Origin of the sequence: Buttiauxella sp. B2 (assembly GCF_006376615.1) — a bacterium.
In the GTDB taxonomy this organism is placed as follows: Bacteria; Pseudomonadota; Gammaproteobacteria; order Enterobacterales; family Enterobacteriaceae; genus Buttiauxella.
Map to the genome: position 1 here is coordinate 1 of NZ_VEXQ01000029.1, position 26,799 is coordinate 26,799.

30 protein-coding genes and 1 tRNA gene are annotated in these 26,799 nt (G+C 48.2%); 10 read left to right on the forward strand and 21 right to left on the reverse strand.

All coding sequences use genetic code 11. The features are described from left to right. The first annotated feature begins 1 nt into the window (after position 1). The 5 genes from FH968_RS20900 to luxS all read left to right on the forward strand — a co-directional run bounded on the left by FH968_RS20900 (position 2) and on the right by luxS (position 3,539). A tRNA-Arg gene (locus FH968_RS20900) sits at positions 2-78 on the forward strand. Between the two features lie 164 nt (positions 79-242). Beyond that, on the forward strand, positions 243-809 hold the full coding sequence (gene yqaB, locus FH968_RS20905; protein ID WP_139882963.1) for a fructose-1-phosphate/6-phosphogluconate phosphatase: 567 nt from the start codon (positions 243-245) through the stop codon (positions 807-809). Then, complete coding sequence (locus tag FH968_RS20910) at positions 806-1,234, forward strand: YqaA family protein (protein WP_139882967.1); 429 nt, start codon at positions 806-808, stop codon at positions 1,232-1,234. The genes yqaB and FH968_RS20910 overlap by 4 nt, the downstream gene beginning before the upstream one ends. 79 nt (positions 1,235-1,313) lie before the next feature. Beyond that, the gene (gshA, locus tag FH968_RS20915; RefSeq protein WP_139882970.1) at positions 1,314-2,870 is read left to right on the forward strand and encodes a glutamate--cysteine ligase; all 1,557 of its coding nucleotides are present in this window, start codon (positions 1,314-1,316) and stop codon (positions 2,868-2,870) included. Between the two features lie 153 nt (positions 2,871-3,023). Further along, the gene (gene luxS / locus FH968_RS20920) at positions 3,024-3,539 is read left to right on the forward strand and encodes an S-ribosylhomocysteine lyase (protein ID WP_034457434.1); all 516 of its coding nucleotides are present in this window, start codon (positions 3,024-3,026) and stop codon (positions 3,537-3,539) included. 51 nt (positions 3,540-3,590) lie between these two features. On the opposite strand, the gene emrB is transcribed toward luxS, so the two are convergent. The 14 genes from emrB to FH968_RS20990 all read right to left on the reverse strand — a co-directional run bounded on the left by emrB (position 3,591) and on the right by FH968_RS20990 (position 17,702). Continuing rightward, positions 3,591-5,138 carry a multidrug efflux MFS transporter permease subunit EmrB gene (emrB, locus tag FH968_RS20925; protein ID WP_139882972.1) on the reverse strand — a complete coding sequence of 516 codons (1,548 nt, stop codon included), beginning with the start codon at positions 5,136-5,138 and terminating at the stop codon, positions 3,591-3,593. A gap of 15 nt (positions 5,139-5,153) precedes the next feature. Then, the gene (gene emrA / locus FH968_RS20930; RefSeq protein WP_139882976.1) at positions 5,154-6,326 is read right to left on the reverse strand and encodes a multidrug efflux MFS transporter periplasmic adaptor subunit EmrA; all 1,173 of its coding nucleotides are present in this window, start codon (positions 6,324-6,326) and stop codon (positions 5,154-5,156) included. Between the two features lie 134 nt (positions 6,327-6,460). Continuing rightward, on the reverse strand, positions 6,461-6,991 hold the full coding sequence (mprA, locus tag FH968_RS20935; RefSeq protein ID WP_139882979.1) for a transcriptional repressor MprA: 531 nt from the start codon (positions 6,989-6,991) through the stop codon (positions 6,461-6,463). A gap of 85 nt (positions 6,992-7,076) precedes the next feature. Next, a complete protein-coding gene (gene ygaH / locus FH968_RS20940) occupies positions 7,077-7,418 on the reverse strand; it encodes an L-valine transporter subunit YgaH (protein ID WP_139882982.1) in 342 nt (113 codons plus the stop codon). Then, complete coding sequence (locus tag FH968_RS20945) at positions 7,415-8,155, reverse strand: AzlC family ABC transporter permease (protein ID WP_139882985.1); 741 nt, start codon at positions 8,153-8,155, stop codon at positions 7,415-7,417. Before FH968_RS20945 ends, ygaH begins: the two co-directional genes overlap by 4 nt. Positions 8,156-8,279: 124 nt before the next feature. Then, complete coding sequence (locus tag FH968_RS20950) at positions 8,280-9,455, reverse strand: MFS transporter (RefSeq protein ID WP_139882987.1); 1,176 nt, start codon at positions 9,453-9,455, stop codon at positions 8,280-8,282. A gap of 160 nt (positions 9,456-9,615) precedes the next feature. After that, positions 9,616-10,608 (reverse strand): glycine betaine/L-proline ABC transporter substrate-binding protein ProX, encoded by a 993-nt coding sequence (proX, locus tag FH968_RS20955; RefSeq protein ID WP_139882989.1) that lies wholly within the window; start codon positions 10,606-10,608, stop codon positions 9,616-9,618. Between the two features lie 57 nt (positions 10,609-10,665). Beyond that, entirely contained in the window at positions 10,666-11,748 is a 1,083-nt protein-coding gene (gene proW, locus FH968_RS20960; protein WP_139882992.1) for a glycine betaine/L-proline ABC transporter permease ProW, read from the reverse strand. After that, a complete protein-coding gene (proV, locus tag FH968_RS20965; RefSeq protein WP_139882995.1) occupies positions 11,745-12,944 on the reverse strand; it encodes a glycine betaine/L-proline ABC transporter ATP-binding protein ProV in 1,200 nt (399 codons plus the stop codon). The genes proW and proV overlap by 4 nt, the downstream gene beginning before the upstream one ends. A 319-nt stretch (positions 12,945-13,263) precedes the next feature. Continuing rightward, a complete protein-coding gene (gene nrdF / locus FH968_RS20970; protein ID WP_139882998.1) occupies positions 13,264-14,226 on the reverse strand; it encodes a class 1b ribonucleoside-diphosphate reductase subunit beta in 963 nt (320 codons plus the stop codon). 9 nt (positions 14,227-14,235) lie between these two features. After that, complete coding sequence (nrdE, locus tag FH968_RS20975) at positions 14,236-16,383, reverse strand: class 1b ribonucleoside-diphosphate reductase subunit alpha (RefSeq protein ID WP_139883000.1); 2,148 nt, start codon at positions 16,381-16,383, stop codon at positions 14,236-14,238. After that, positions 16,356-16,766 carry a class Ib ribonucleoside-diphosphate reductase assembly flavoprotein NrdI gene (gene nrdI / locus FH968_RS20980; protein ID WP_139883003.1) on the reverse strand — a complete coding sequence of 137 codons (411 nt, stop codon included), beginning with the start codon at positions 16,764-16,766 and terminating at the stop codon, positions 16,356-16,358. Before nrdI ends, nrdE begins: the two co-directional genes overlap by 28 nt. Further along, on the reverse strand, positions 16,763-16,999 hold the full coding sequence (gene nrdH / locus FH968_RS20985) for a glutaredoxin-like protein NrdH (RefSeq protein ID WP_139883005.1): 237 nt from the start codon (positions 16,997-16,999) through the stop codon (positions 16,763-16,765). The genes nrdI and nrdH overlap by 4 nt, the downstream gene beginning before the upstream one ends. A 271-nt stretch (positions 17,000-17,270) precedes the next feature. Further along, positions 17,271-17,702, reverse strand: coding sequence for a carboxymuconolactone decarboxylase family protein (locus FH968_RS20990; RefSeq protein WP_139883007.1), 432 nt, complete (start codon positions 17,700-17,702; stop codon positions 17,271-17,273). A gap of 132 nt (positions 17,703-17,834) precedes the next feature. Here FH968_RS20990 and FH968_RS20995 point away from each other — a divergent pair, with 132 nt between their 5' ends. After that, entirely contained in the window at positions 17,835-19,166 is a 1,332-nt protein-coding gene (locus FH968_RS20995) for a PLP-dependent aminotransferase family protein (RefSeq protein WP_139883036.1), read from the forward strand. A gap of 77 nt (positions 19,167-19,243) precedes the next feature. Here the strand turns inward: FH968_RS20995 and FH968_RS21000 are convergent, their stop codons facing one another. Next, positions 19,244-19,570: a DUF883 family protein gene (locus FH968_RS21000; protein ID WP_139883009.1), complete on the reverse strand. Its 327-nt coding sequence runs from the start codon at positions 19,568-19,570 to the stop codon at positions 19,244-19,246. 159 nt (positions 19,571-19,729) lie between these two features. On the opposite strand from FH968_RS21000, the gene FH968_RS21005 reads away from it, so the two are divergent. Further along, the gene (locus tag FH968_RS21005; protein ID WP_034457410.1) at positions 19,730-20,071 is read left to right on the forward strand and encodes a DUF2002 family protein; all 342 of its coding nucleotides are present in this window, start codon (positions 19,730-19,732) and stop codon (positions 20,069-20,071) included. A 55-nt stretch (positions 20,072-20,126) separates the two neighbouring features. Here the strand turns inward: FH968_RS21005 and alaE are convergent, their stop codons facing one another. After that, positions 20,127-20,582 (reverse strand): L-alanine exporter AlaE, encoded by a 456-nt coding sequence (gene alaE, locus FH968_RS21010; protein ID WP_139883011.1) that lies wholly within the window; start codon positions 20,580-20,582, stop codon positions 20,127-20,129. Between the two features lie 333 nt (positions 20,583-20,915). Here alaE and FH968_RS21015 point away from each other — a divergent pair, with 333 nt between their 5' ends. Then, positions 20,916-21,203 (forward strand): DUF2623 family protein, encoded by a 288-nt coding sequence (locus tag FH968_RS21015; RefSeq protein WP_064513252.1) that lies wholly within the window; start codon positions 20,916-20,918, stop codon positions 21,201-21,203. Between the two features lie 119 nt (positions 21,204-21,322). On the opposite strand, the gene FH968_RS21020 is transcribed toward FH968_RS21015, so the two are convergent. From FH968_RS21020 to FH968_RS21040, 5 genes are all read right to left on the reverse strand, one after another. Further along, positions 21,323-21,502, reverse strand: coding sequence for a hypothetical protein (locus FH968_RS21020; RefSeq protein ID WP_139883014.1), 180 nt, complete (start codon positions 21,500-21,502; stop codon positions 21,323-21,325). Between the two features lie 76 nt (positions 21,503-21,578). Beyond that, positions 21,579-22,103 (reverse strand): rhodanese family protein, encoded by a 525-nt coding sequence (locus FH968_RS21025; RefSeq protein WP_139883016.1) that lies wholly within the window; start codon positions 22,101-22,103, stop codon positions 21,579-21,581. Positions 22,104-22,365: 262 nt separating this feature from the next. Further along, positions 22,366-23,226 (reverse strand): PA4780 family RIO1-like protein kinase, encoded by an 861-nt coding sequence (locus FH968_RS21030; RefSeq protein WP_139883018.1) that lies wholly within the window; start codon positions 23,224-23,226, stop codon positions 22,366-22,368. 314 nt (positions 23,227-23,540) lie between these two features. Further along, on the reverse strand, positions 23,541-24,143 hold the full coding sequence (locus FH968_RS21035; protein ID WP_139883020.1) for a LuxR C-terminal-related transcriptional regulator: 603 nt from the start codon (positions 24,141-24,143) through the stop codon (positions 23,541-23,543). 42 nt (positions 24,144-24,185) lie between these two features. Beyond that, positions 24,186-24,887, reverse strand: coding sequence for a flagellar brake protein (locus FH968_RS21040; RefSeq protein WP_139883022.1), 702 nt, complete (start codon positions 24,885-24,887; stop codon positions 24,186-24,188). A 564-nt stretch (positions 24,888-25,451) separates the two neighbouring features. Here FH968_RS21040 and FH968_RS21045 point away from each other — a divergent pair. Together FH968_RS21045 and FH968_RS21050 are read left to right on the forward strand one after the other, a co-directional pair. Beyond that, positions 25,452-25,976 carry a fimbrial protein gene (locus FH968_RS21045; RefSeq protein WP_139883024.1) on the forward strand — a complete coding sequence of 175 codons (525 nt, stop codon included), beginning with the start codon at positions 25,452-25,454 and terminating at the stop codon, positions 25,974-25,976. 58 nt (positions 25,977-26,034) lie between these two features. Further along, the gene (locus tag FH968_RS21050; RefSeq protein WP_139883026.1) at positions 26,035-26,715 is read left to right on the forward strand and encodes a molecular chaperone; all 681 of its coding nucleotides are present in this window, start codon (positions 26,035-26,037) and stop codon (positions 26,713-26,715) included. Positions 26,716-26,799: the final 84 nt, after the last annotated feature.

Sequence of the window (26,799 nt, forward strand, 5' to 3'; positions counted from 1 at the left end):
TGCACCCATAGCTCAGCTGGATAGAGTACTCGGCTACGAACCGAGCGGTCGGAAGTTCGAATCTTCCTGGGTGCACCATCTCCCCTCTGAATACCTTTCTTCTCTGTAATACTCTAATCAACCCCCCCAAAATCTATGTTTATCCATTAGTCACCTTCTGAACTATCTCTATTACAATAAGCGACAATATTATTGGTTTACGCTAAAGTAACGCCTCAATATTGAGTGATGTGAGGGATGAGATGTACGAACGTTACGAAGGTCTAATTTTCGATATGGACGGAACCATCCTTGATACCGAACCGACACATCGCAAAGCGTGGCTTGAGACGTTAGCGGGCTATGGCATGCAGTTTGACGAACAAGCCATGGTTGCGTTGAACGGTTCTCCAACCTGGCGTATTGCGCAGGCGATTATCGAACTCAATCGTGCAGATCTCGATCCCCATCGTTTAGCGCAAGAAAAAACGCAGGCCGTAAGAACAATGCTTCTTGATACGGTGCGTCCGCTTCCTCTTATTGATGTTGTTAAATCCTGGCATGGTCGTCGTCCGATGGCTGTGGGAACAGGTAGTGAGAGTGATATTGCCGAAGCGCTGCTAAAGCATTTGGGTTTACGTCAGTATTTCTCCGCCGTTGTCGCGGCTGATCATGTTAAAAACCACAAACCTGCTCCCGACACATTTTTGCTGTGCGCCGAATTAATGGGTGTTGCACCACAAAAATGTGTGGTGTTTGAAGATGCAGATTTTGGTCTTGAAGCAGCGCGCGCAGCAGGAATGGATGGTGTGGATGTCCGCCTGCTGTGAGTGAGACTCTTTCACTTTTATCGTTATTTTCCAGTAGTTTTCTTAGCGCGACTTTATTGCCTGGAAGTTCAGAGGCCGTACTAATAGCACTGCTGCTTGCGGGAGTCGGGCCCACCTGGTTGCTTATCTTAATAGCAACAATGGGTAATAGCCTTGGTGGTTTGACTAACGTTATTCTAGGGCGTTTTTTTCCGTTGCGGGAACAATCTCGCTGGCATGGGAAGGTAACAGCCTGGCTAGTTCGTTTTGGCCCGGCAACATTATTACTCAGCTGGATGCCTTTAGTTGGCGATCTGCTGTGCCTGTTAGCTGGCGTGCTACGAATGCGCTGGGGACCAGTAATCTTTTGTTTATGCCTTGGTAAAGCGCTTCGCTATATCGTTGTAGCGGCTGCAACGATTCAAGGTATGGAGTGGTGGCACTAATTGAGTGGACTGATATTTATCATCGCCATCTAAAACAATTATGCTTAATAAAAATGAATTCGACAGGCGGGAGGTCAATTTGATCCCGAACGTATCACAGGCGCTGGCCTGGCTGGAACAGAACCCTCAGGCAGTAAACGGTATTCGTCGTGGTCTTGAACGTGAAACGCTACGCGTCACGGCAGATGGTCAGTTGGCGACAACAGGTCACCCGGAAAGCCTTGGTTCAGCGCTGACACACAAATGGATCACTACAGATTTCGCAGAAGCTTTGCTGGAGTTTATTACTCCAGTTGAGGGCGATATCGACCATATGCTGACCTTCATGCGCGATATTCATCGCCATACGGCTCGTGAGTTGGGCGACGAGCGCATGTGGCCGCTGAGCATGCCATGCTATATCAACGACGGTCAAAACATTGAGCTGGCGCAGTATGGCTCATCGAACAACGGACGTTTTAAGACGTTATACCGTGAAGGTTTAAAAAACCGTTACGGTGCGTTGATGCAGACTATTTCTGGTGTGCACTATAACTTTTCGCTTCCACTGGAATTCTGGCAGGCACGTCTGGGTGTAGAAGATGCTCAAAGCGGCAAAGAAGCGATTTCTGCCGGATATTTCCGTCTGATTCGCAACTACTACCGTTTTGGCTGGGTTATCCCTTATTTATTCGGTGCGTCACCTGCTATCTGCTCATCGTTCCTGCAAGGGAAAGAAAGCTCGCTGCCGTTTGTAAAAACCGAATGTGGCATGAGTTACCTGCCGTATGCGACTTCATTACGTCTGAGCGATTTGGGTTACACCAACAAATCCCAGAGCAATTTGGGCATTACGTTTAACGATCTGGAGACTTACGTCGCTGGGTTGAAACGCGCTATCAAAACGCCATCGGAAGAATACGCGCGTATGGGTCTTGAGAAGGACGGTAAACGCCTTCAAATCAACACCAACGTGCTGCAAATCGAAAATGAACTCTATGCACCGATTCGCCCTAAACGCGTTACAGCTGAAGGAGAGTCACCTTCTGACGCACTGATGCGCGGTGGAATTGAATATATCGAAGTGCGTTCGCTTGATATCAACCCGTTTTCACCTATTGGCGTTGATGAGCAGCAAGTTCGTTTCCTCGACTTGTTCATGATTTGGTGTGTGTTGGCAGATGCACCTGAAATGAGCAGTGACGAATTGCTTTGCACCCGCAAAAACTGGAATCGTGTGATTCTGGAAGGGCGCAAACCTGGCCTGACGTTGGGTATGGGTTGTGAAACCGCACAGCATCCATTGGCAAAAGTCGGCAAAGATCTGTTCACTGATTTGCGCCGTGTAGCAGAAACACTGGATGGCATTGCCGGAAACAGCGAATACCAGGATGTTTGTGACCAACTGGTCGCGTGTTTTGACAATCCGGAATTAACGTACTCTGCACGTATTTTGCGGTCTATGATTGATAATGGTATTGGTGGAACGGGGCTTGCGTTGGCGGAGCTTTATCGCCAGATGCTAGTACAGGAACCGCTGGAGATTTTGACCGAGGACGTATTGCAGAAGGAGCATGATGCTTCATGGCAACGTCAGCGAGATATCGAAGCCAGTGATACAGAACCGTTTGATGTGTGGCTTGCAAAACACGCCTGACACAAAAGAAAAAGGCCACAATCAGTGTGGCCAAAATATCAATCTCTGAATCAGGGATGATGATAACAAATGCGCGTCTTTCATATACTCAGAGTGGTGTAGGAAAGAATGGTTCATTTTTTTTTAAAAAAATCACTTATCGGAGGTGATCAGATGCCGTTGTTGGATAGCTTCACAGTTGACCATACCCGCATGGGCGCACCAGCAGTGCGTGTAGCGAAAACGATGCATACGCCTCATGGCGATACTATTACTGTATTTGATCTGCGTTTTTGCATCCCGAACAAGGAAGTGATGCCAGAAAAAGGGATTCATACACTTGAACACCTGTTTGCTGGATTTATGCGTGACCACCTGAACGGGAATGGCGTAGAGATCATTGATATTTCACCAATGGGTTGCCGTACCGGTTTCTACATGAGTCTGATTGGTGTACCGGAAGAGACTCGTGTTGCCGATGCATGGAAAGCGGCAATGGAAGATGTACTGAAGGTGAAAGAGCAAAACCAGATCCCAGAGCTGAACGTTTACCAATGTGGGACTTACCACATGCACTCGCTGCAAGAAGCGCAGGATATCGCGCGTCACATTCTTGAGCATGGTGTTAGTGTTAACAGCAACGAAGAGTTGGCTTTGCCGAAAGAGACACTCAAAGAGCTGCACATCTAGTCTGATGCATGATGAAAAAAGGGGCCTATCGGCCCCTTTCGTGTTTCTGACTTAGTGCGCGCCACCGCCGCCACCGCCGGCACCAAATGGTGGTCTGGCAAACCATATCAGACCCAGCAGCAAGATAAATATTCCCGCTGAAACCCAGAAAATCTCGTTGGCAGAAATAATCAGCCCCTGGTTGGTAATCTGCTGTGCAATATAGCCAGAGGCTTGTTGCGGCGACATACCCAGACCTTCTAGTTGCGAGTACATTTGCTGCGCATTCGGGTTAAACGGCGTAACGGACTCCGTTAACTGCGCGTGGTGCATTGCCTCGCGGTTAGTCCACAGCGTTGTGGTTATCGATGTACCAATCGAACCTGCAAGTGTTCGGGTAAAGTTCGACAAACTCGATGCTGCGGCCATACGCTCAGGTGGTAACCCGGAAAGCGTAATTGTCGTCAGTGGCATAAAGAAGCAGGCCACGGCGAAGCCCTGAATAAACTGCGGCCATGCCGACGCGCCAAAATCCATTCCCGGCTCGAAGGTATATGCACGCCAGTAGAAACAGACGGCATACATAATAAAGCTGAACGTAACCAGCTTTCGCATATCAAGCTTATGAGCAAAACGCCCGATAATCGGCGACAGCAATACAGGAAGAAGCCCAACGGGAGCCGAAGCTAAACCTGCCCAGGTTGCCGTGTAGCCATATACCTCCTGCAATAGCTGCGGCAGTAAAACAATGGCGCCGAAGTAGAGCATGTAGGCCAGACTGATACATAAACAACCAATGGTAAAGTTTCGCGACTTAAACAACGACAGGTCAACTATCGGGTTATCGTCCGTCAACTCCCAAACAATTAAGAAGCTAATCGCCACCACCGCGACTATAGTCAGGACTATCACTTCTGTTGAGTTAAACCAATCCAGCTCTTTACCACGGTCGAGCATGATTTGCAGGCTACCAATGCCCAAAACCAATAGCGCGAGGCCAATGGCGTCAATGCGGCGATGCTCGGTTCTGGTTTCACGCCCACGCAATGTTTGCAGCGTCAGCAGTACGACCACCGCACCAATAGGTACGTTGATAAAGAAGATCCAACCCCAATGGTAGTTGTCACTGATAAAACCACCGAGAATTGGCCCACAGATTGGTGCCACGATAACTGTCATCGACCACAGCGCCAGCGCGATACTTCGCTTGGCAGGCGGATAGTTATTTAGCAATAAACTTTGTGACAGCGGGATAAGTGGCCCGGCAACAATCCCCTGGATAACGCGGAAGAAAATCAGCATCTCCAGACTGTTGGACATGCCGCACGCCCATGACGCTAACACGAACAGAATCGTTGACCACATGAACAACTTCACTTCACCCAGGCGCTTGGCAAGCCACCCGGTAATAGGAATTGAGATGGCATTTGCCACCCCAAACGAAGTGATAACCCAGGTCCCCTGACTCAGTGACGAGCCAAGGTTACCGGCAATGGTCGGAATAGCCACGTTGGCGATGGTGGAGTCCAGCACCTGCATAAAGGTCGCCAAAGACAAGGCGATGGTCATAATGACCAGTGGAGCCCCTTCCAGCGGTTTTTGCGGTATCTGCTGTTTCATACAAGCTCCGCTTTGTTAACCCGCATTGGCCTGGATGATGTTATTGATAAGCTGATTAGCTGGCGCAAGATTGAGTTCACGCGCATTGCTTTCATACACCGGAGAGTGGCGAGTCTCGTTTGCCAGCATGCTACCGTCGCGATTACTGGTATCCACATTGACTAAAGTGGACAGGCCAATACGCAGCGGATGTTGTTCTAACTGCTTCGCGTCTAGCTCAATACGTACAGGCAGACGCTGAACAACTTTGATCCAGTTACCGGTGGCGTTTTGGGCTGGCAGAAGTGAGAACGCGCTGCCGGTACCCATATCAAGGCCCACGACTTTACCGGTGTATTCAACTTTATCACCATAAATATCACTGACAACCGTCGCCGGTTGGCCGATACGCATATGCGCAAGTTGTGTCTCTTTAAAGTTCGCATCCACCCACAAACCATTCGCCGGTACGATAGCCATCAGCGGAGTGGTTGGGCTAATCTGCGCGCCAACCTGTACAACGCGGCGTGAAACATAGCCGGTCATTGGGCTGACTATCTTAGTCCGTTGCAGCGCCATCCAGGCATTACGCAACTCGGCCGCAGCTTGTTTAACACTAGGCTGCTCATCGAGTTTACTACCGAGAATCATTGCCTGGTTGGCATTATATTGTTGAATGGCAACATCCAGTTGCGCTTGAGCCGATGTGACGGCATCTCGGGCGTGTTGCAGTTCTTCACGGCCAATCAGATTTGCATTACCCAACGGCACGCGACGGTTCAGGTCACTTTGAGCCTGCGCCAATGATGTTTTTTGCAGCTCAATATTAGCCTGATACTGCTTACTGTTAATCATTAACTGACGCGTCTGACGTACGCTTGAAGCTAGCACGGTTTGTGCTTGCTCAAAGGCTTGCTCCGCATCAGCCTGGTCTAGTGTCACCAGTACATCGCCCTGTTTAACGAAGTCGGTGTTATCAGCCCAAACTTTGGTTACGCTTCCGGAAACCTGGGACATTATCTGCACCTGATTCCCAGCCACATACGCATCATCCGTATTTTCGTAGTGACGTAACACTAAAAACCAATAGATCCCATATGCCACAGCAATAATTACAAACAGCAAGGTCAATACAAGTAAGGCACCTTTACGTTTACCTTTCTTGTTACCCGGCTGCTGCGGGGTTTGAGTCTCCGCATGTGCGCTCATGCTTATCTCCACACTTTTTTATTATAGTGATCGGCTGAGCCGACCTGTTAGACCCAACAGGCCAGCAAGGTAAGTTGCTGGCCTGTCAGTATTCATCTTTTCTGGGACACTACGATGTAACGCGATGACGGCACTTAGCGCACGGCTTCCAGTACAGTCTGGTCTGCATCCATTTTATCAAGGCGGGTGAGCAGCTTTCGGGTAATCTGTTCCAACTGCTCTTTTTCCGAACCACTCAGTACAGACCAAAGCTCGTGTAAGCAGTTGTGCTGCGGTGGTAACACCTGACGTAAGAATTCATGACCTTTTTCGGTCAAATGCAGATGCAGGCAGCGGCGATCGTTATCGCTTTCGCGACGCTCAATCCAGCCACGCTTTTCAAGTTCATCAGCAATTCGGGTCGCATTGGTGCGAGAAGACCCCAAAGCACAGCTTAATTCTGAAGGCTGGATGCTGTGGTTTTCCTGCGATTCAAGTGTGATCAACGCCATAAATAGCGTCTCGTTAATGCCCTGAGCTTTCAGCATCTTATTGCGGTTTTCCAAAAGCTTGCCCTGCATGTGCATACACAGGCGTGTCAGCAGAATTTCCTGATACGGGAAATCCTCATAGCGTTTGGCGCGAAATTTTAGCATTTGTTCAATGGGCGTAAACGAACTATCCATTTTGGCATAACCTCATTAGTTGCGGTCGATATAATAACGATGGTGACAAATAAAGTAAATGTATTGTTTATACGTTTTTTAATTGTCAGACGGTGATCACCATCATGAGTTTCCAGGTTAATCCATAACCCAGAGCACTTAATAACGTCGGGATGATAATGCTGCGAGTCTTATAAAAGCTCAGCCCGAGAATGATAAAGCCCATAAGTGTAGGAACAAGACGCTGAGCGTCGTGCAGGATTTCAGGCACACTTGAAACCACCAGCAAGGCACAAATTGACGCGATACCAATACTGTCGAGCAGCACACCTGTTGCGCCTCGTTTTGCCGGGCGAGTCGAATTCGCCCTGATGCGCAGAGGCAAATAACGGAACAGATAGTTGGCTAACCCAACCAGTAGACCCAGCAAAAGTACTTGAGTACTCATCCTGGCTCTCCTTGATAAAACGCCTGTACCAATGCGGCCAGGCATCCACAAACAATACCTGCCAAAATAGCCGCAGGAATTGAAACGAGAGTGACGCCTAGCAGAGCACCTGCAAGTGATGCGGTAACCGTCCATGACTGCTTACGCTGGAATGACGCCAACAAGAAGCTCATAAACAGTGCGGGCAGCATAAAACCTAACGCGGCTTCTACTGCCGGGACGTTATCAAGCAAACCATTACCGGACCATGCACCCAGCGCAGTACCCAAAATCCATGAGAACCACGAACTGAATGCGATCCCAATCATCCAGTTTTCGCTCCAGCGGCGGTTATCACGTACTAATTTCGCCGTGGCTGCAGCAAAAACTTCGTCGGTCAGGCCAAATGCCCAAATCGCAGTTTTAGATTTACGCAACTTGCACGTGATTCGTTGACGCAGGGATGGACCGTATAAGACGTGGCGCACATCCATTGCCATAACCGTTAATGCGGCCACCCATAGAGAACTGCCCGCGGCCAGTAATGCTGTAATAACAAATTGACTGGCGCCAGCATAAATAATGCAGGAAAAAAATAAACTTTCGAGTGGAGTAAATCCCAATTTGGTGGCATTAAGTCCAAACGCAAATGCTACCGGAATATAACTGATGACAATGGGTAAACTGTCTTTCAGCCCTTCAGTCCAGGTAGCATCGTTCAGATGGTTATTTGATGGAACTGTTTCAGGACTATCCATATTAACTATTTATCTATTTCTGACGTTAATGTCACTCGAGTGAATAAACAGGGATAACCTTAACAGACTGGTACGACCCTTAATACCCCAAATTATCCAAGGGGGATGTAAAGGATTAGTGCCATCACTGCTGGCGGTGGTAGCCGCGCCACCACACTACCAAATTTAGTAGGGCGATAATGGCACCCGCTGCGCACACGCCACTCCATCCAGCATGTTGATAAGCGCTGGCAGAAATAACAGAGCCTGCGGCACCGCCTATAAAATAGCTGGTCATATAACCAGCAGTCAGGCGATTTCGTGCCTCTGGCATCATGTGGTAGATGACGGTTTGGTTGGTGATATGCACACCCTGAACGGTTAAATCCAACACCAAAATACCCACGATGAGTGCGATAACGGAATACTGCCCCATCGCAGTCGCAATCCACGACAGCAACAGAAGCACTAGCCCGATGGTGGTGATGAGATGTGCTTTGCCTTTATCGGCAAATCCACCCGCCGGACGAGCGCCCAGAGCACCCGCAGCACCCGCCAGGCCAAACATACCAATCATCCCATCCGAGAAATTAAACGGTGGTGATGCCAGCAGAAACGCCATCGACGTCCAGAGAATGCTGAAGTTAGCAAACGTCAGGCATCCCAGAATGGCACGCGTGCGCAGTAGAGGATTTTTGATAAACAGGCTGAATACTGAGGACAGCAATTGCGGATAATTCAGATTCGTTTCAGATTTCACTTTTGGCAAGCCGCGCCACAGGGCTAAAGCCATGCAAATCATTAACACACTTGCGACCCAGTAGATGGTGCGCCAGCCGCCAAGGTTTGCCAGTAGTCCCGCAACGGTTCGCGCAAGGAGAATACCCAGCAGTAGCCCGCTCATAATGGTACCCACGACTTTGCCGCGTTTTTCAGGCTCCGCAAGCGTTGCCGCCAGCGGCACCAGAATCTGTGCAACAACGGAGAACAAACCCGTAAGTGCAGTACCGAGAATCATCACCCAAAGAGTCTGACTTAACGCGGTAATCACCATGCCGCCTGCGGCCAGCAACGTCATAAAGACAATCAGCCCACGGCGTTCAAACATATCCCCCAAAGGAACCAGCAGCAGTAGGCCTGCGGCATAGCCCAGTTGCGCGGCAGTAACGATAAATCCGGCCTGGTTAATCGAAAGGGAAAATGCATTAGCAATAGTGCTGAGTAACGGTTGCGCGTAGTAATTGCTGGCAACAGCTAAACCCGTGGCAATAGACATCAGGACGATGAGCGCGGGGCTTAGTCCCTGGTGAGTATTTTTCATTCTTATTCTTCAGCTTGTGATGAGGAGCGGGAATAATAGCGAAAATTAATGTAGGTGGGGGAAGGAGTCGCGTGTCGAATTGTGCGTTGGAATGAAAACGCCCCATCCCAGTCTTTCCCTCTCATGGAGGAGAGGATTGGGGTGAGGGCGTTTTAGCAAGTTACTTCGTAGCCAGAGCTTCGTTCACCCAGCTGTCAAACTCAGCCTGGTGAGCTTTAATCCAGCCATCTACGTGCCCCTGAATATCCGCTTCTGATGCTTTACCGTTATGCATCATCGCATTCTCGGCGTTGATATCCGCCAGTGGCAACTTCATCAAGCTAAACAGTTTCGCCGCCTGTGGGTTTTTCTCAGCCCAGGCTTTGTTCGCTACAATGTGCATGGTGTTCACCGGGAAGCCGTAGTTCGCACCGTTCGGCAGTTTGGTATCCACATCTTTCTGAGCGCCCGGCATTGAAGAGAACGGCACCTGCAACCACACCACGTCTTTGCCCGGAATCATCACATCACTCACCCAATATGGCGTCCAGGTGTAGTACAGAATCGGTTTGCCTTCTTTGTGGCGGGTAATGGTGTCGGCAATCATCGCAGAATAATTACCCTGGTTATGTTCCACGGTATTGCTCAAGCCGTATGCGCCAATCTGGTGATTGATAACCGCTTCACAGCCCCAGCCTGGCGTACAACCCGTCAGGTCTGCTTTACCGTCGCCGTTGGTATCAAACAGTTTGGCAATTTTCGGATCTTTTAACTGCTCAATATTCGTAATTTTGTATTGTTCGGCAGTTTTCTTATCGATCAGATAACCCTGAGCGGCACCCTGAACGTAGGTTCCTTCACGGTAAAATTTCTTATCGCCGCCCGCTGCTTCATACATGTCGTCATGCAGAGGCTTCCAGTTGGTGGCGATATACGTGATATCGCCTGCGGCCATAGAGGTATAAGCCACGTTGTAATCTACTTCACTCGGTTTGTTAACCGTATAGCCGAGCTTTTCCAGACCACGGGCAACTAATAATGTCTGGAATGATTCTTCTGAGATGGTGCTTTGCGCTGGCTGAACGGTAATGCCTTTACCCGGCAAATCAGCAGCAAAAGAGCTGGTGGTAACGAGTGTGGCAAGTGTTGCGGCTAAAATAGTCGTGTGTCGCATCGTTATTCCTTTTTTATAGTGATGGGGCGTGAAGCGGCACGAATGCCGCCAGCATGCTTATTTGATGAAGGGACGGGTCAAAAGACCAATTGGGCCGGTGTTATACCAGCGGCGATTGCCACGGCTACGTGAATCGCGGCCAATGGACTGAGTTAAACGGTCGAGAATAATGGCAAGGATCACAATGCCGACGCCACCAACGGTCGCAAGACCCATATCGAGGCGGCCAATACCGCGCAGAACCATCTGACCAAGCCCACCCACGGCAATCATCGAAGCGATAACGACCATGGAAAGCGCCAGCATCAGCGTCTGGTTTACACCCGCCATAATGGTAGGCATTGCCAGCGGTAACTGAACTTTGAACAGCATCTGACGCGGGCTTGCACCGAATGATCGTGACGCTTCAATCAAGTCTTCCGGGACCTGCTTAATGCCCAGAATCGTCAGTCGTACTATCGGCGGCAGGGCAAAGATAATCGTTACAACCACACCCGGTACGTTACCGATACCAAACAGCATCACGATAGGCACCAGATAAACAAACGCCGGAGTGGTTTGCATCGCATCCAAAAGCGGCCGGATTATCTTCGCGGCCCGTTCACTTCGGGCGAGCCATATCCCAAGTGGTAGACCTATGATCATACAGAACAGCAGGGCGGTCAAAACCAGCGCCAGCGTCACCATGGCCTGCGACCAGGCACCAATTGCGCCAATCGCAATCAGCGAAATTAGTGTAGCAACACCCATACCCAGGCTGGACATCTGCCATGCAATCAACGCAAACAGAATGATTGCCACGGGAGCGGGCATACCCAGCAAGAAGTGTTGGAAACCACTAAGGATGTAATCCACTGGCACGCGAATACCCTGGAACACTGGGCGGAAATGCGTAACCACCCAGTCGATACCATGAGTCACCCAGTTATCGAGCGGGATCAGCGTCTTATGGAATGGATCAAGAATATTAAAATGCTCAACTTGCGGGGCAGGGGCTGAATTCAGCCAATCTGCACCGTTACTTGCAGCCGGTGTGGACGCAGCCTGGCTACCCCACGCATCTGCAGTTGAAGCGGCCTGGTTGGTTGTTGCGTCGGCAGCAGCTGTGCCGGTATCCCACGGATTTGAATCGTTACTCATTGGCTTACCCCATCACGATCTAACGCCTGCAGCAGCACCCCTTTTGAGATGATGCCCACGTACTGACTTTCTTCCCCAATAACCGGAACCGCGCACGGAGCCTGGCCGACATGGGTGAGCAGCTCGCTCAGTGACGTATCGGCGGAAACTGCCGCCGGAGATTCGAGATAAGCATTATCCAGACCCTGACCGGCAGCCAGCGCCGCTTTCAGTGAATCTGTTGAGACAATACCGAGGAATCGTTGCCCACGTTCAATGACATAACCGTATTCACGGTCTTCATCTTGCAGCAATTTAAGAGCGGAACGAGGGCCAAAACCGGCGGTTTTTCGCAGCAGGCCAGCCGGGTTACGACGGGCAATATCTTTGGCACTAAATACCTGGCTTATATCCACCCCACGGAAGAAGGTGCGGACATAATCATTAGCTGGGTTATTCAGAATTTCATCCGGGGTGCCCACCTGTACGACTTCACCACCTTGCATAATGGCAATTCGGTCGCCAATACGCATTGCTTCATCTAAATCGTGGGAAATAAATACGATGGTACGCTGGTGTTTTGCCTGCAATTTAATTAGCTCGTCCTGCATCTCAGTACGAATTAATGGATCCAAAGCTGAGAAAGCTTCATCCATCAATAATATATCGGGATTAATAGCTAAAGCGCGGGCCAAACCAACTCGCTGACGCATACCGCCGGAAAGCTCATCGGGATAAGCATGAGAATAATTTTCAAGCCCAACCTGACGCAGTGCATCAAGCGCTTTTTCCTGACGTTCTTTAAGCGGAATGCCCGCTAATTCCATACCAAAGGCGGTGTTATTTAACACCGTCATATGGGGCATCAGAGCAAAGGACTGGAATACCATGGAGATCTTACTTTTACGCACTTCGCGGAGTTGCGAGTCTGATATTTTGGCAATGTCGACACCATCAATCAGCACCTGTCCACGGGTTGGTTCAATCAGGCGATTGAGAAGGCGAACCATGGTGGATTTACCCGAACCGGATAGCCCCATGATGACAAAAATCTCGCCTTCTTCAATTGCCAGACTGGCGTCTTTCACGCCAAGCGACAGCCCTGTTTTCTCCAGTAATTCTGCTTTGGAAATACCCTTCTCTATATATTTGAATGCGCGCTGTGGATGCTCACCAAATACCTTATATAAATTCTTCACTTCAAGTTTAATTGCCATGCAATAAAGTTATTCCTGTATTTATATTTATATACAATTCCTGATGGAAATATTCTCTGCATATACCCTAACATACTCAGAATCTGAGACAACCCTCCATTTCCGATATATGCAATATCCGTACGGCGGGGATGGGCGGCATTTCCCATGAGTAAAGGGCTGAGAGCAAATCAGAGAAAAATGATATTTTTTGTAAATGACAGTCGAGATTTGCCTGAATAGGGTGATATTCAGACAAAAATGTAAGCGGTTATTATTGATTATTGGTGGGAAATATCATTCCCAAAAAAAGATGAAATATCCTAATTAATTTATGGATTTAAAAGTCCCAATCTTCGTCCTGAGTCTCCATCGCTTTCCCCATCACATAAGACGAACCAGAACCTGAGAAAAAGTCATGATTTTCGTCAGCATTCGGTGAAAGTGCAGCGAGTATCGCCGGATTCACTTCGGCCATTTCAGCAGGGAATAGCGCGTCGTAACCCAAGTTCATCAACGCTTTGTTCGCGTTATAGCAAAGGAATGCTTTCACATCCTCCTGCCAGCCAACACCTCCGTACAGCGCTTCGGTATAAGCCACTTCGTTATCGTAAAGATCCATCAACAAATCGAGGGCAAAATTCTGCAACTCGTTTTGACGCTCCGGGCTTTGTTGCGCGAGCACTTTCTGGAATTTATATCCGATGTAATAACCGTGAACTGCCTCGTCACGAATAATCAGGCGAATAAGATCCGCAGTATTGGTTAGCTTGCCACGGCTCGACCAATACATTGGCAAATAAAAGCCGGAATAGAAGAGGAAGGACTCCAGAAATACGCTGGCGATTTTCTTCTTTAGCGGGTCGTCGGCATGATAATGCGCGAGGATAATTTGTGCCTTCCGTTGCAGCGGTGCGTTTTCTTCACTCCAGGCGTAGGCGGCATCAACATCTTTAGTCTGGCAAAGCGTCGAGAAAACCGAGCTATAGGAACGCGCGTGTACCGCTTCCATAAAACCCACGTTCGACAGCACCGCCTCTTCATGTGGCGTTATTGCGTCAGCCATAAGTACTGGTGCACCCACCGTATTCTGGATGGTGTCCAGCAAAGTCAGCCCGGTAAACACGCGAATGGTTAACTGCTGTTCATCGTGTGTCAGCGACTGCCACGCCGGGATATCGTTAGACAGCGGGATTTTCTCCGGCAGCCAGAAATTACTGGTCAGGCGGTTCCACACTTCGAGGTCTTTTTCATCCTCGATGGTATTCCAGTTGATGGCGCGAATGTGGGTTAGCTGTGCCATGTTCTCTCCTTATAAAGCGCAGGACACGCAGCCCTGAACTTCTGTTCCTTCCAGCGCCATTTGACGCAACCGAATGTAATACAGCGTTTTAATGCCTTTCTTCCAGGCGTAAATCTGCGCTTTATTAATGTCGCGAGTGGTGGCGGTATCGCGGAAAAACAGCGTTAGCGATAAACCCTGATCCACATGGCGTGTCGCTTCGGCGTAGGTATCGATGATTTTTTCCGGGCCAATGTCATAAGCATCCTGATAAAACTCCAGGTTGTTGTTGGTCATAAACGGGGCTGGATAATAAACGCGTCCGATTTTGCCTTCTTTGCGGATCTCAATACGCGAAATGATCGGGTGAATGCTAGAAGTCGCGTGATTGATATAAGAGATAGAACCCGTCGGCGGAATAGCCTGCAAATTCTGGTTATACAGACCATGTTCCATTACATCATCACGCAGCTGTTGCCACTGTTCGCGGGTGGGAATTGCCACTCCGGATTTGGCAAATAATTCGCGAACTTTCGCAGTTTTCGGTTGCCAGGTATCTTGCAGATACTGGCGGAAATATTCGCCGCTGGCATAGCGCGATAGTTCAAATCCGGCAAAGCTCTGTTTACGTTCTCGCGCCAGCAAATTAGATGTGCGTACTGCATGCCATGTGACGGTATAGAAATAGAGGTTAGTGAAATCTAACCCTTCGGGTGAACCGTAAGTAATGCCTTCGCGTGCCAGATAGCCATGCAGATTCATCTGCCCGAGCCCAATCGCATGTGATGCGGCATTGCCAGCTTCAATCGACGGGACTGAGCGGATATGGCTCATGTCGGAAACCGCTGTCAGCCCGCGAATCGCCGTCTCTATGGTCTGGCCAAAATCAGGCGAATCCATGGTGTGGGCGATATTTAACGAGCCAAGATTGCAGGAGATATCTTTGCCAACCTGCGCGTAATCGAGGTTTTCGTCATAAGTTGATGCGCTGTTGACTTGTAAAATTTCCGAGCACAGGTTGCTCATATTGATGCGCCCCGCAATGGGGTTCGCGCGGTTAACCGTGTCTTCAAACATGATGTACGGATAGCCGGACTCAAACTGAATTTCAGCCAATGTCTGGAAGAAATCGCGGGCATTAATAACTGTTTTACGGATGCGGTTATCGGCCAGCATTTCCTCGTACAACTCACTGACCGCAATATCGCCAAACGGCTTGCCATAAATGCGCTCAACATCGTAAGGCGAAAACAAGGCCATCGGCTGATTCACTTTTGCCAGTTGGAAGGTGATATCCGGGATGACCACGCCAAGTGAAAGTGACTTAATGCGGATCTTTTCATCGGCATTTTCGCGCTTGGTATCGAGGAAGCGCAAAATATCCGGGTGATGTGCGTGAAGATAAACCGCACCAGCGCCCTGGCGTGCGCCAAGCTGATTGGCGTACGAAAACGCATCTTCAAGCATTTTCATTACCGGGATAACACCAGATGACTGGTTTTCGATGCGCTTAATCGGTGCACCGACTTCGCGTAAATTGGAGAGCAGGAAAGCCACACCGCCACCGCGCTTCGATAGCTGCAACGCAGAGTTAACTGCCCGGCCAATCGACTCCATATTGTCTTCGATGCGTAGCAAGAAACAGGAAACTAATTCGCCGCGCTGCATCTTTCCACAGTTCAGAAAAGTGGGTGTTGCTGGCTGGAAGCGGCTGCTGAGCATCTCTTTCATCAACTGATTAGCGAGCTTTTCATCGCCTTGTGCCAGCGTTAACGCCACCATCGACACGCGGTCAGGAAAGTGTTCCAGATACTCTTTGCTGTCATAAGATTTCAGCGTGTAGCTGGTGTAATACTTCCATGCGCCAAGAAAGGTTTTGAACTGGAAACCGCTGCTATGCGCTTTCTCAAACAATTCGACGACAAAACGGCTGTCGTAACGTTGCAGCACAGCGTTGTCGTAATACCCTTCGGTTACCAGCCAATCAAGACGTGCCTGCTGAGAGGGAAAGTGGTGAGAGCGGGGCAACACATGCTGTTTAAGGAATTGCTCCACCGCCAGTTTGTCTTTCTCAAACTGGATATGGCCTTCGGAATCATAGAGATTCAACATGGCGTTGAGCGCGTGAAAATCCGCGCTTTCTGTTGCGCTCACGCGGATAGCTTCTGTCGTTGCCAAAATTCCCTCACTCCCTTACGCACGTTTTCGATGTCCTGGTCAGTGCCAAGTAGCTCAAAACGATAGAGATACGGCACCTGGCATTTTTGGGCTAACACGTCGCCCGCCCGGCAAAACCCTTCGCCGAAGTTACGATTACCGCTGGCAATCACGCCACGCAGCAAAGCCCGGTTGCTGGCATTATTTAAAAATCGAATCACCTGGGCGGGTACTGCACCTGCAATCCCACCACCGCCGTAGCTTGGCACGATCAAAATGTAGGGCTCCATCACTTCCAGCCGCTGTTTGACTTCCAGCGGAATCCGCAGCGCAGGCAAACCCAGGCGCTCAACAAAGCGCAGAGTATTTTCCGAGGTGCTTGAGAAGTAGACGAGGTTGCTCATGCGTGAACCTGGGGGCGAAGGCGGTTGATCATATCCGGGCGAAATCCGCTCCAGCTTTCCTGGTCGGTGACAACCACCGGCAATTGGCGATAGCCTTTTTCCCGTAAATCGTCCTCGGCTTCTGGGTGCTGATCGAGATTAATCAGCTCAAAAGTGAACCCACGGCTTTCCATCGCCCGCTTGGTGGCATGGCACTGAACACAGTCATTTCGAGTGTATATTTTAATGCGCATGATTCTTATTCTCTTTGTTGTGAGGATATGAATACTAGATGTGGTTGGATAAATTATCAACCATACAAGATATAGTATTTTTAGATAAGTATAGAAAGGATAATGAGCGGGGCGGTATGGAGCTTCTCAGTTCACCGTTAGCTGTAATTACAAGGAACACAGGTCATTTTGGTGAGTGTGAAAACTGCGTTACTTGCAGATTTCACCCTGACAGATTGCCAGAGCGAGATCTGTATTAGTGACAGCCATCAGGGAGAGGGAACTGTTCGGACTACATACGCATACTGATCGCCAAACGGTTAAAGGCGTTCATCAAACTGGCGGTGAAGGTTAAATCGCTAATCTCTTGAGCGGTAAAGAATTGCAGTAACGGTTGGTACACTGCATCCTCCGCGCCACCTTCGGTAATTAAGGTTACTGCTTCTGCCCATGCCAGTGCTGAACGCTCTTTGTCGCTGAAGTGGTTACTTACTTTCCAGCCTGCCAGCGCGTCTAGCTTGGTTTGGTCTACACCATCTTTTCGTAATGCTTTTGAGTGCATTTCAAGGCAATAAGCGCAGCCGTTAATTTGTGAAACACGCAGGAAAACCAGTTCAATCAGTGTGGAACCGAGCGAGCTGGATTCCAGACCTTTCAGAGCCTGGAGCATTGGTTTAAATACGGCAGGGGAAAGGTCAAAGTAAGGTTGGCGTAGTTCGATCATGGTTTAATTCCTCGTGTTGGTGTGAATACAATTTAGCACTATGATGGACTACAAAAGAGAGCCATAAATTAACTAATAAAGCAGGCCATAATGGCAAGTTCGATCGAACCTATAGTAAGTGCTCACCATGCGATACCGCGTTATCAGCAAATCGCCAGAAAACTTAAACAGGCTATCAGTGATGGTGAACTGGTTGCAGGAAGTCGTTTGCCGTCGAGTCGTACGATGGCGCTTGAATTGGGCGTGGCGCGGGCAACCGTAGAAAACGCTTATGGTGAGTTAGTCGCGCAGGGTTGGCTGGAAAGGCGCGGTCAGGCCGGAACCTTTGTGAGCCCATCGGTTACCTCAGGAGCAAATAACCCAGCTTTTGTCACTAACCAGCCACAAGGTGCGCCGCTACCGTTTCAAATGGGGCTACCTGCGCTCGATGCTTTCCCTCGGGTATTATGGGCGCGGATTATGGGACGTAGACTACGCCTGCAAACTCGTTATGATTTGGTGATGCCGGAAGCGAATGGGGAATCCACATTACGCCAGGCCATTACTGACTATTTACGATTTTCGCGCAGTATTGACTGCCAGCCCGAGCAGGTCTTTATCACCGCAGGGTTTCAGGCTGCAATGAGGCTGGTGGCACATACGCTGGCAAAACCTGGTGATGGAATTTGGTTGGAAGATCCTGGTTATCGTTATGTTCGCCCGGTGTTTGCAGAAGCTCAAATGGTGCTGCACGCTGTACCCGTCGACGAGGAAGGAATGCAAATTGACTACGGCATCAGCCATTTTCCTGATGCACGTTTTGCGCTTCTGACTCCTGCACACCAAAGCCCACTCGGTGTGGCGCTATCGCTTACTCGCCGCCACCAATTACTTGATTGGGTGGCAGCGAATCAGGGTTGGCTAATTGAAGACGATTACGACAGCGAATTTCGTTATCACGGCAAACCGCTGCCGCCGATAAAAAGCCTCGATGGCCCGCAGCGTGTTATCTATGCTGGGACATTCAGCAAATCGCTGTTTCCTGCTTTGCGCGTTGCCTGGTTGGTGGTTCCACAACAACAGGTTGAAGCGTTTTCACAGCATGCACATTTTTTGCCATGTACCGCCCCGTTATTGATTCAGCAAACCATTGCAGATTTTCTGCGTGAAGGTCATTTCTGGCGGCACCTGAAAAAGATGCGTCTGTGCTACAGCGAGCGGCGGGTTTGGTTGGAGCATGCGCTTGCGCAGCAAGGGTTTGATGTTGTTCCACAGGCTGGTGGAATTCAGCTTGTGATGCGCGTCAACGGGGATGATCGTGCTTTAGTGGAGAAAGCGCGTAAAGCCGGATTGGCGGTACAGGCATTAAGCGACTGGCGCATGGTTTCACAAGGGGAAGGGGGAATACTGATGAGTTTTACTAATCTCACGTCGCAGGCGATGGCTCATCAGGCCGCGAAGCAATTACGAATGGCTATTTCTTAAATAAAAACCCCGGGCTAGTGGCTCCGGGGTCAGGACGCATATTTATTATCACTACACTTTTGTGACTATCTTTGTGATTAGCGACGGGAAGCTAATAAAGCCCCGATGAAAATACCCACGGCGGCGCTAATGCCCACGCTCTGCCAGGGTTTGTCGCGCACATAAGTATCAGCACAGCCTACCGCATCACAAGCGGCCTGTTTAACTCGAGTGCGACCATTAAGGCGAGCACGGGTCTCTTTCAATAGAGACTCCGCTTTTTTGCGGGCGGCTTCACCTTCTTCTTTAACATCGCTACCGAACGATTTAAGAACCTCTTCGAGCGTGTCGGCCAGTTCATTCACGTCACGGTTAATATCATCAACGCCTTCATCTACATCATTTCGATTTATGCGGTTAAACATTGGTTTCTCCCTTATTGCGATGTACTCCTTAGTGTAGACCATAAATTTTAGTGATGAGTCAGTTCACGCTCTTTCACGGTCTTTATGGACTAATCTGAAAGCGTTGCTAATGCTGGTTAATGTAAGGTTGCGCAGCTAAGAAGATGATGAGGAAAAAATATGTATCTACGACCTGATGAGGTGGCCCGCGTTCTTGAAAAAGCCGGTTTTACCATGGACATTGTTACGCCGAAAACGTATGGCTACCGCCGTGGTGAAAACTACGTTTATGTCAATCGTGAGGCACGCATGGGGCGAACAGCGCTGATTATTCACCCTACGTTAAAAGAACGAAGCCAGACATTGGCTGAGCCTGCGACAGATGTTAAAACCTGCGATCACTACCAGCAATTTCCGCTCTATCTTGCTGGCGAAACTCATCAGCATTATGGTATTCCGCACGGCTTTAGTTCACGCATTGCGCTGGAACGCTACTTGTCAGGCTTGTTTGGCGAGCATTAATCAAAAGAGGCGTTGTTGCGCGTCATGGCGCAACGCTATCAAACTTACCGCGTGTTCAAACCCCAGCTTTTGCATTCCGATACCCGCTGATGCGGAATAAACGGCGGCAATAATCGAGAAAATAGCCATACGCTGCACCCATTATCATCGACACAATAATATTCGAGCTGACTGCTGCGGCTATTTGATTCCACTCGGCACCGACCGACCATAAAATGACGATGTATACGGGGGACTGGAAAGTCACGTAAGCCAATATATCGGCGAGGTTTTTTGCCCAATTGGCCTGGCTGAAACGTTTGGTAAAGCGCATGAACGCATCACGATAAAAACCGTATGGCCAGGCAATCAGGATGTTTACTGGAATGGCGACCAGACGCGAAGAGAGCGATTGCTCGAAGCTCATTCCGGAGAGAAAGATCTCAATCATCATGTTCACAACCGAGCAATACACTACCATCGCAAAGGTATCTGCGGCTGCATGGCGCAGGCGTGACTCAGGAGAAAACATTATTCCAGCTCCGAATGATAATTAGAGATATACACTGCAATTGAAGGTTAATGTCAGTTCTATTAAATGACTTGTTTGGTATGGCTAGATTATATTGCTGTATGTAATTCGACAATTAGTGATAAATTTTTATTTAAAGGCGTTTTGTCAATAAAATCCGCTAAATGAGACAGAACAGACAGCGTTTCCTGATTTTGTCGTTCCGCTATTAATTTAATATTAAAAATCATAGGGTTAATTTTTTCATTTAGAGCTTCTGCTTTTTGGCTATCTTACGCCATGAATATCGTTATATAATAATTTATATAACGATATGGCCTATGGGGCATTCAGGTGGATAACCATTTTGGTAAGGGATTGATGGCCGGGCTAAAAGCCCGTGAAGCTGACAGTGTCACCAGGGTGACTCGCTTCTGTTCGGACTATAAACGTGGGTTTGTGCTGGGATTCAGCCATCGTATTTCAGAGCAAACCGGTGACAGGCAACGTGCGGCATGGGAAGCCGGCGTATTAACGCGCCGCTACAATCTCGATAAAGAATTGGTCGCTGACTTCTTTAAAGAAGTTAACGCAGACACGGCAGTGAAATGTTTTTTTGCGGGATATGAAAGAGGTTACTGATTTTTTTAACTAATTTCCCGCGGTGCCCGGTTGTTGATAACTGGCGATGACAGGGATAGGGCATATTTTATTGGTGAGTTTCAGGCGGGGAAGCGCGGCCCGCCTGAAACAGATAAAATTCAGCAAACACCAAAATCATCATTTTCTTTATAAAGCGCAACGTCTTCAGCTTTTAGCGTGACAGTCTCGCCGGTCAAAATATTCTTCGGCGTACAGAACAGGGTATCTCCCTGCACATCCAGAACTTCATATTTTGGGCCACCCTTTTTAGGTTGCACAAGATCGCCTGCTTTAAACATAATGAGCCTCATTTCATAAAGTGAAAGATATACCGTTAAACATAGTCCATCGTCGTTGGGTTTATGTCGATTTAACTTAAGGTCTATTCCACGGCATTTTTGCCAGTATGCGTGCCATGCCGCAAAATCCGCTTATGCCTGCAAACACTAATCCTGCACCGACAAAACCTGATAGTAAAAAGAACCCCTGATGGACGCTAAAACCAAGCACGACGCCTGCAAGTACCAACGTTCCAGCGGCGATTTGCACTTGGCGCATTAGCGGCAGCGGTTGCGATTTATCGGCGAAAATTTCCCGCCCGTCTTTCTTCCAGGCATTTAATCCACCTTCCAGCAGTAAAACTTTTGCCGGAGCCACCGACTCAGCCAGCTTTTGTGCATTTTGCACGGTACGCATACCAGACTGGCAATGGAAAATTACAGTATCGAAGGGATCGAATGGGCCTAGCTGGTCACCATTTTCGATAGCAGAGAGCGGTAGTAAATGTGCCTCAGCGATATTCTCACGGGCATATTCATCACGTTCTCGGATATCAATCAGCGCAGCGCCTTGTGCCACCAGAACTTTAGCTTCTGCAGGGGAAATACTCTTAATAGTCATGCTGCTCCTTACGGGTAAAAATTTCTTCTGGCGTATCAATAATCCCCCGAATTTTGCGTAGGTGCAAATCCTCTGGACGGGCATACTCACCGTGTGGAACACGGTGGTGGTGTGGCGGTCAGCAAATAAACTAAGAAACAATTTCGAGACACAAAAAAGTTCGAGACACAAAAAAGCCCGCATAACTTTCGCGATGCGGGCTTTTTACGTCATCAAATGATACGGATAATCACTGACGGAAAGATTGGCTTATATCGCTCAATCATTCGTATTCATTGTCGCGTTCTTTGGCTGCCCGCTGGCGATCGTAATATTCATCTTCTGCGGTAATGATTTCATCCATCAGTGAATCCATATCCACATCATGGACCTCTTCGACGAAAAGACCGGTTAGCAGTGTTTCCGGCGTTAATTTTCCGTCTTCATATAACGCCCAGATTTCTTTCGCATACCGAGTTTGCAATAGTTGCGGGGCGAACTGGCCATAGTATGCAGTGATGTTATTCACATCACGTTCAAACATTGATTCAGCATGGTTGTTTGCGGCGGCGTCTACGGCTTGCGGCAAGTCGATAATGACAGGCCCTTGCGCATCGAGCAGCACGTTAAACTCTGATAAATCACCATGCACAATACCTGCGCACAACATGCGTACGATATTGCGGATCATGGTATCGAAATCAGCAACGGCCGTTTCTTCCGTTAAAACCACATCACTAAGACGTGGCGCAACCGCACCTTCCGCATCTGTGACCAGTTCCATCAGTAACACGCCGTCAATGCACATATAGGGCTGTGGTACGCGTACCCCGACGTTAGCAAGACGGAACAGCGCATCGACTTCCGCCGTTTGCCAGGATTCTTCTTGTTGTTTACGTCCGAATTTTGAGCCTTTTTGCATCGCACGGGAGTTACGGGTATTGCGGACTTTACGTCCTTCCTGATACTGCACAGCCTGCTTAAAGCTACGTTGCGTGGCTTCTTTGTACACTTTGGCACAATGGATTTTCCCACCGCATAAAACGGTGTAAACATCGGCTTCTTTACCGCTTTTCAGTCGTTGGAGTACATCGTCGATAAGACCATCGTCGACCAGCGGCTGGATTCTATTTGGGATTTTCATGCGGCTTTATACCTTATTTCAGCTACTTTTCGTACCCCAAACACAGGCAGTGATGATGGAAAAATAAGGCTGTATTTTAGAGGAATTGGAGCTAAACACGTAACTGCATGTATTTAATTACTTGTTTGGTTGTGTGCCTGAAAGGTTTGGCTTCGACTTGGGGACACAAAAAAGCCTGCAATGCTTTCGCTATGCGGGCTTTCGATTTTATCCCAATGCCATATCGCCTTTTAACGGTTGTCGCCGAACAGGCAATCAAAACTGGATGACTGACAGATAGACGTTGCCCATTAAACGTCCTTGCTCCGGATACCTCAGAATGCGAACGAGAGGAATCCATTAAGGTTTTGATAAAGCTGTGCGCTGTTGCGAAATCCTAATTTACGTACAGCGTTCATCTTATGGCACTGCGCTGTTTTGTAGTTGATGGCCAGCTGCTGCGACACGTGGAGAATATCTGAACCCTGAAGCAGCAAGCGCAGAATGTTCTTTTCCATCTGCGTCAGTTTGCCGTGCGCCGTTGGTTTATTTCCCAGGTAGCCAGGAGAACCAGGGTCCACCACCATCTGAAGCAGGGTTTCATGCAATTGTATCAGCTGGGCATCGTCGGCAATCATCTTAACATGGTGCACCAACAATTCCGGTACCAGTGATTCATGCTGGTGTTTCAATACCAACGCAACCTGCTTTCCCCTAACATCTTCAACATGATTATTGAGCCAGAGGATTTTTTCTTTAGGAGAATAATGACTGTCCAGGAGGCTAATTAGCAGCGGTACAGTAGCGTCAGTCTCTAGCATAAACTGGACCTCTGCCATCGTACTCACAAAGATTGGCTCCAGCCCTGAATCGGCAATCGCCGAACGAAGGCCTGCCCCCATGAAATCCATGGCGCTCCAGACGATAATCTTTTTCATCGGTGCTATTTCTCTTTACACAGGAAAAGCCAGCGGCCGCCCTTATAATCGGTGCAGTCGCTTCTCTTCAAGGAGTAATTTAACAATGATATTGTCCAGTTTTCGCAGTGAACTTTCCGTCATTCGCTTGAACTGGCAGGATAGATGAAGGCAATTTCGATAGTTTTCATTGTCCATGGTTTCTTTTATTGGCTCTACGTTGATCACATGGAGATTAGAAACTAAAGTGCCTATATCATTAAAATCAAATTCAACGTTGCGTAATGTTGTGCCGCGCAGCGAATTGATACGTTCATCATTTTCAACAATTAACGCGCAGCCACCGTGGGATATATCCTTAATCTTATAGTGGTATTTACGCCCGTCATTAAACTTGCCGTAACACTGAAAGTTATGCTTGTTTGCCAGATATAAACGCATATGCATTCGCCGTTGTGTAACATTGATCTTCTCGGGAAAAAAGACGTATAAACAATTAATGTTATTAACGGTTACGGCTTGTGCTTTTGTCGTTTTAAAATCATATTTACCGTTGTCATCCTTGATAACAAAGCTCAAGAAATCGCGCTTGTTCGCCAGTTCTTCGTTCCATGGGATAAAGAATCCTGCCGAATCTATTTTCTGAATACGGCTGGCAAATACTCTATTTCTGACCTGGATGTCGACCCGGCTTTTCTTTTTTACTGCCTCTCGTACAATCGCAATGATTTCAAACAAGTCATGTTTGACGTAGGCCTCATCCATTTTGTAATTGTCCTTTTGATACTAATCTCAGCGTTTAATAATAACGACAGGAGTATCTGAAAAATAATTGATTTTTACTGGATATATCATCAGATATTAACCTGGTGTAATAATGCCCTTGCGTTAATAACATCATGAATGGCTTATTGGTTTTCCGGTTATGAATGTAGCATAAAATTCCAAAATAAAACAAATATTAAGAATAAGAACCTTGTTTGGTTAGGTTTGCTAATGATTGGTTTTGTTAATGGTAAAAAACACAGAATGTAAGGCTACTTTGATGGTGGATTACTTAAGTAAAACAATAGTTAACGATTTTATCTCTCATTTCGCACTGAAATATAGCCATTAGCTGAACACAAATTTATCCCTAAAGTAAATGTAACGATCTATTAATTCCTGTTAATTAAGTCGTGAAAACAATCAATCCAGTAAAACTCTTAGTGTAAATTTCCCTCGCCCAATCAGTCCAGCAGGATGTAGTTGATTGAGCATTTCCATTAATAACCCCAGGCATCTATTTGCCTACTAATCGTTATTATCTAATCAGTACATGGAGTCACAATGAAGAAGATTTTACTGCCTGCCGCTGCACTGCTCCTGTCAGCAACAGCGTTGAATGCCTATGCAGTAAATGGCAGGGTCGAATTCACGGGTGAGATCGTAAAATCCACCTGTAACGTAGTTTCTGGCGATCAAGATAAACAAGTTTTCATCGGTAAGTATCCAACAACTGCATTTGCCAACGTCGGTGACGTAACAGCTTCTAAAGCATTCACCATTGGGCTTGAAAAATGTGAAGCTGGCGATTATTCCATGCGTTTCGATGGCCCGACTGTTGCCGGTCACTCTAACCTGCTGTCCGTTGATGTTGCTCAGGGTGTAGGTATCGAAATTCTTGATAACAATGAAAAAGTCATCCCGATCAACCAGTCTGCTGATGCGGGATCCCCGTGGGTCAATATCACGCCTTCTGCAGGAAGCGATGGTACTGCCACATTCAATCTGAAAGCGCGCTACAAATCTTTCGATACCGTACAGGCTGGTACTGCAAACGCGAATGCCAATTTTACCATCGAATACAAATAAGCCACGGAATATTGAATCTGGACCATGGATGGTCCGCGTGAATAATCGGATTGAGTAAATGAAAAAGCGACTGGCATCATTATTACTTCTTTTATCTCTACAGGCTTCTGCGGGAATTCAGGTTGGTGAAACCCGGGTTATTTATAATGGCAACCAAAAATCTGCCGCCCTGTCTATTCACAATGACACCGATGAAACCTGGATGGTGCAGACCTGGCTTGATAATGGCGATGCCAGCAAAACGCCAGGTAATTTACCCATGCAGGTTATCCCGCCAATTCTGAAACTGGCAGGAAATAAAGACGCCATTCTGCGCTTTATTTATTCCGGCAACGGCCTGCCGACTGACAGGGAATCCGTTTACTGGATTAACGTTCAGGAAATACCACCTTCAGCCAAACAAGAAAACGTAATGCAAATAGCGGTTCGCACTCGTGTGAAACTCTTTTATCGCCCAACCGCGGTAAAAACAACACTTCTGAAAGAAGCCGAAGCTCTCACCTGGCGCAAACAAGATAATGACCTTGTGGTCACTAATAACGGCCCATTACACGTCACTTTTGGTGTACTGACCCTCAAAGGCAGCAGCGGTAAAACCTGGAAAACCGAAGCCGATATGGTGAAGCCGATGGCTTCTCTGCGTATTGCGCTACCTGCGTCTGCGGCCAATAGCCTGTCATTTACTTTCATCAATGATTATGGCGGCCACACAGAAATAAAAGATGCACGCATTAAATAATTCAGCTTAGGAATGAATAGCATGGCTCGCAATAAACAAATGGACCTGTTACCACGGCGTCTGGCTTATCACATTCGATGCGCT

Excerpts from the sequence above, each read along its gene's own strand:
- yqaB (WP_139882963.1), top strand. The coding sequence starts at position 243 with ATGTACGAACGTTACGAAGGTCTAATTTTCGATATGGACGGAACCATC.
- luxS (WP_034457434.1), top strand. The coding sequence starts at position 3,024 with ATGCCGTTGTTGGATAGCTTCACAGTTGACCATACCCGCATGGGCGCA.
- emrB (WP_139882972.1), bottom strand. The coding sequence starts at position 5,138 with ATGAAACAGCAGATACCGCAAAAACCGCTGGAAGGGGCTCCACTGGTC.
- emrA (WP_139882976.1), bottom strand. The coding sequence starts at position 6,326 with ATGAGCGCACATGCGGAGACTCAAACCCCGCAGCAGCCGGGTAACAAG.
- mprA (WP_139882979.1), bottom strand. The coding sequence starts at position 6,991 with ATGGATAGTTCGTTTACGCCCATTGAACAAATGCTAAAATTTCGCGCC.
- ygaH (WP_139882982.1), bottom strand. The coding sequence starts at position 7,418 with ATGAGTACTCAAGTACTTTTGCTGGGTCTACTGGTTGGGTTAGCCAAC.
- FH968_RS20945 (WP_139882985.1), bottom strand. The coding sequence starts at position 8,155 with ATGGATAGTCCTGAAACAGTTCCATCAAATAACCATCTGAACGATGCT.
- FH968_RS20950 (WP_139882987.1), bottom strand. The coding sequence starts at position 9,455 with ATGAAAAATACTCACCAGGGACTAAGCCCCGCGCTCATCGTCCTGATG.
- proX (WP_139882989.1), bottom strand. The coding sequence starts at position 10,608 with ATGCGACACACGACTATTTTAGCCGCAACACTTGCCACACTCGTTACC.
- proW (WP_139882992.1), bottom strand. The coding sequence starts at position 11,748 with ATGAGTAACGATTCAAATCCGTGGGATACCGGCACAGCTGCTGCCGAC.
- proV (WP_139882995.1), bottom strand. The coding sequence starts at position 12,944 with ATGGCAATTAAACTTGAAGTGAAGAATTTATATAAGGTATTTGGTGAG.
- nrdF (WP_139882998.1), bottom strand. The coding sequence starts at position 14,226 with ATGGCACAGCTAACCCACATTCGCGCCATCAACTGGAATACCATCGAG.
- nrdI (WP_139883003.1), bottom strand. The coding sequence starts at position 16,766 with ATGAGCAACCTCGTCTACTTCTCAAGCACCTCGGAAAATACTCTGCGC.
- nrdH (WP_139883005.1), bottom strand. The coding sequence starts at position 16,999 with ATGCGCATTAAAATATACACTCGAAATGACTGTGTTCAGTGCCATGCC.
- FH968_RS20990 (WP_139883007.1), bottom strand. The coding sequence starts at position 17,702 with ATGATCGAACTACGCCAACCTTACTTTGACCTTTCCCCTGCCGTATTT.
- FH968_RS21000 (WP_139883009.1), bottom strand. The coding sequence starts at position 19,570 with ATGTTTAACCGCATAAATCGAAATGATGTAGATGAAGGCGTTGATGAT.
- FH968_RS21005 (WP_034457410.1), top strand. The coding sequence starts at position 19,730 with ATGTATCTACGACCTGATGAGGTGGCCCGCGTTCTTGAAAAAGCCGGT.
- alaE (WP_139883011.1), bottom strand. The coding sequence starts at position 20,582 with ATGTTTTCTCCTGAGTCACGCCTGCGCCATGCAGCCGCAGATACCTTT.
- FH968_RS21020 (WP_139883014.1), bottom strand. The coding sequence starts at position 21,502 with ATGTTTAAAGCAGGCGATCTTGTGCAACCTAAAAAGGGTGGCCCAAAA.
- FH968_RS21025 (WP_139883016.1), bottom strand. The coding sequence starts at position 22,103 with ATGACTATTAAGAGTATTTCCCCTGCAGAAGCTAAAGTTCTGGTGGCA.
- FH968_RS21030 (WP_139883018.1), bottom strand. The coding sequence starts at position 23,226 with ATGAAAATCCCAAATAGAATCCAGCCGCTGGTCGACGATGGTCTTATC.
- FH968_RS21035 (WP_139883020.1), bottom strand. The coding sequence starts at position 24,143 with ATGAAAAAGATTATCGTCTGGAGCGCCATGGATTTCATGGGGGCAGGC.
- FH968_RS21040 (WP_139883022.1), bottom strand. The coding sequence starts at position 24,887 with ATGGATGAGGCCTACGTCAAACATGACTTGTTTGAAATCATTGCGATT.
- FH968_RS21045 (WP_139883024.1), top strand. The coding sequence starts at position 25,452 with ATGAAGAAGATTTTACTGCCTGCCGCTGCACTGCTCCTGTCAGCAACA.
- FH968_RS21050 (WP_139883026.1), top strand. The coding sequence starts at position 26,035 with ATGAAAAAGCGACTGGCATCATTATTACTTCTTTTATCTCTACAGGCT.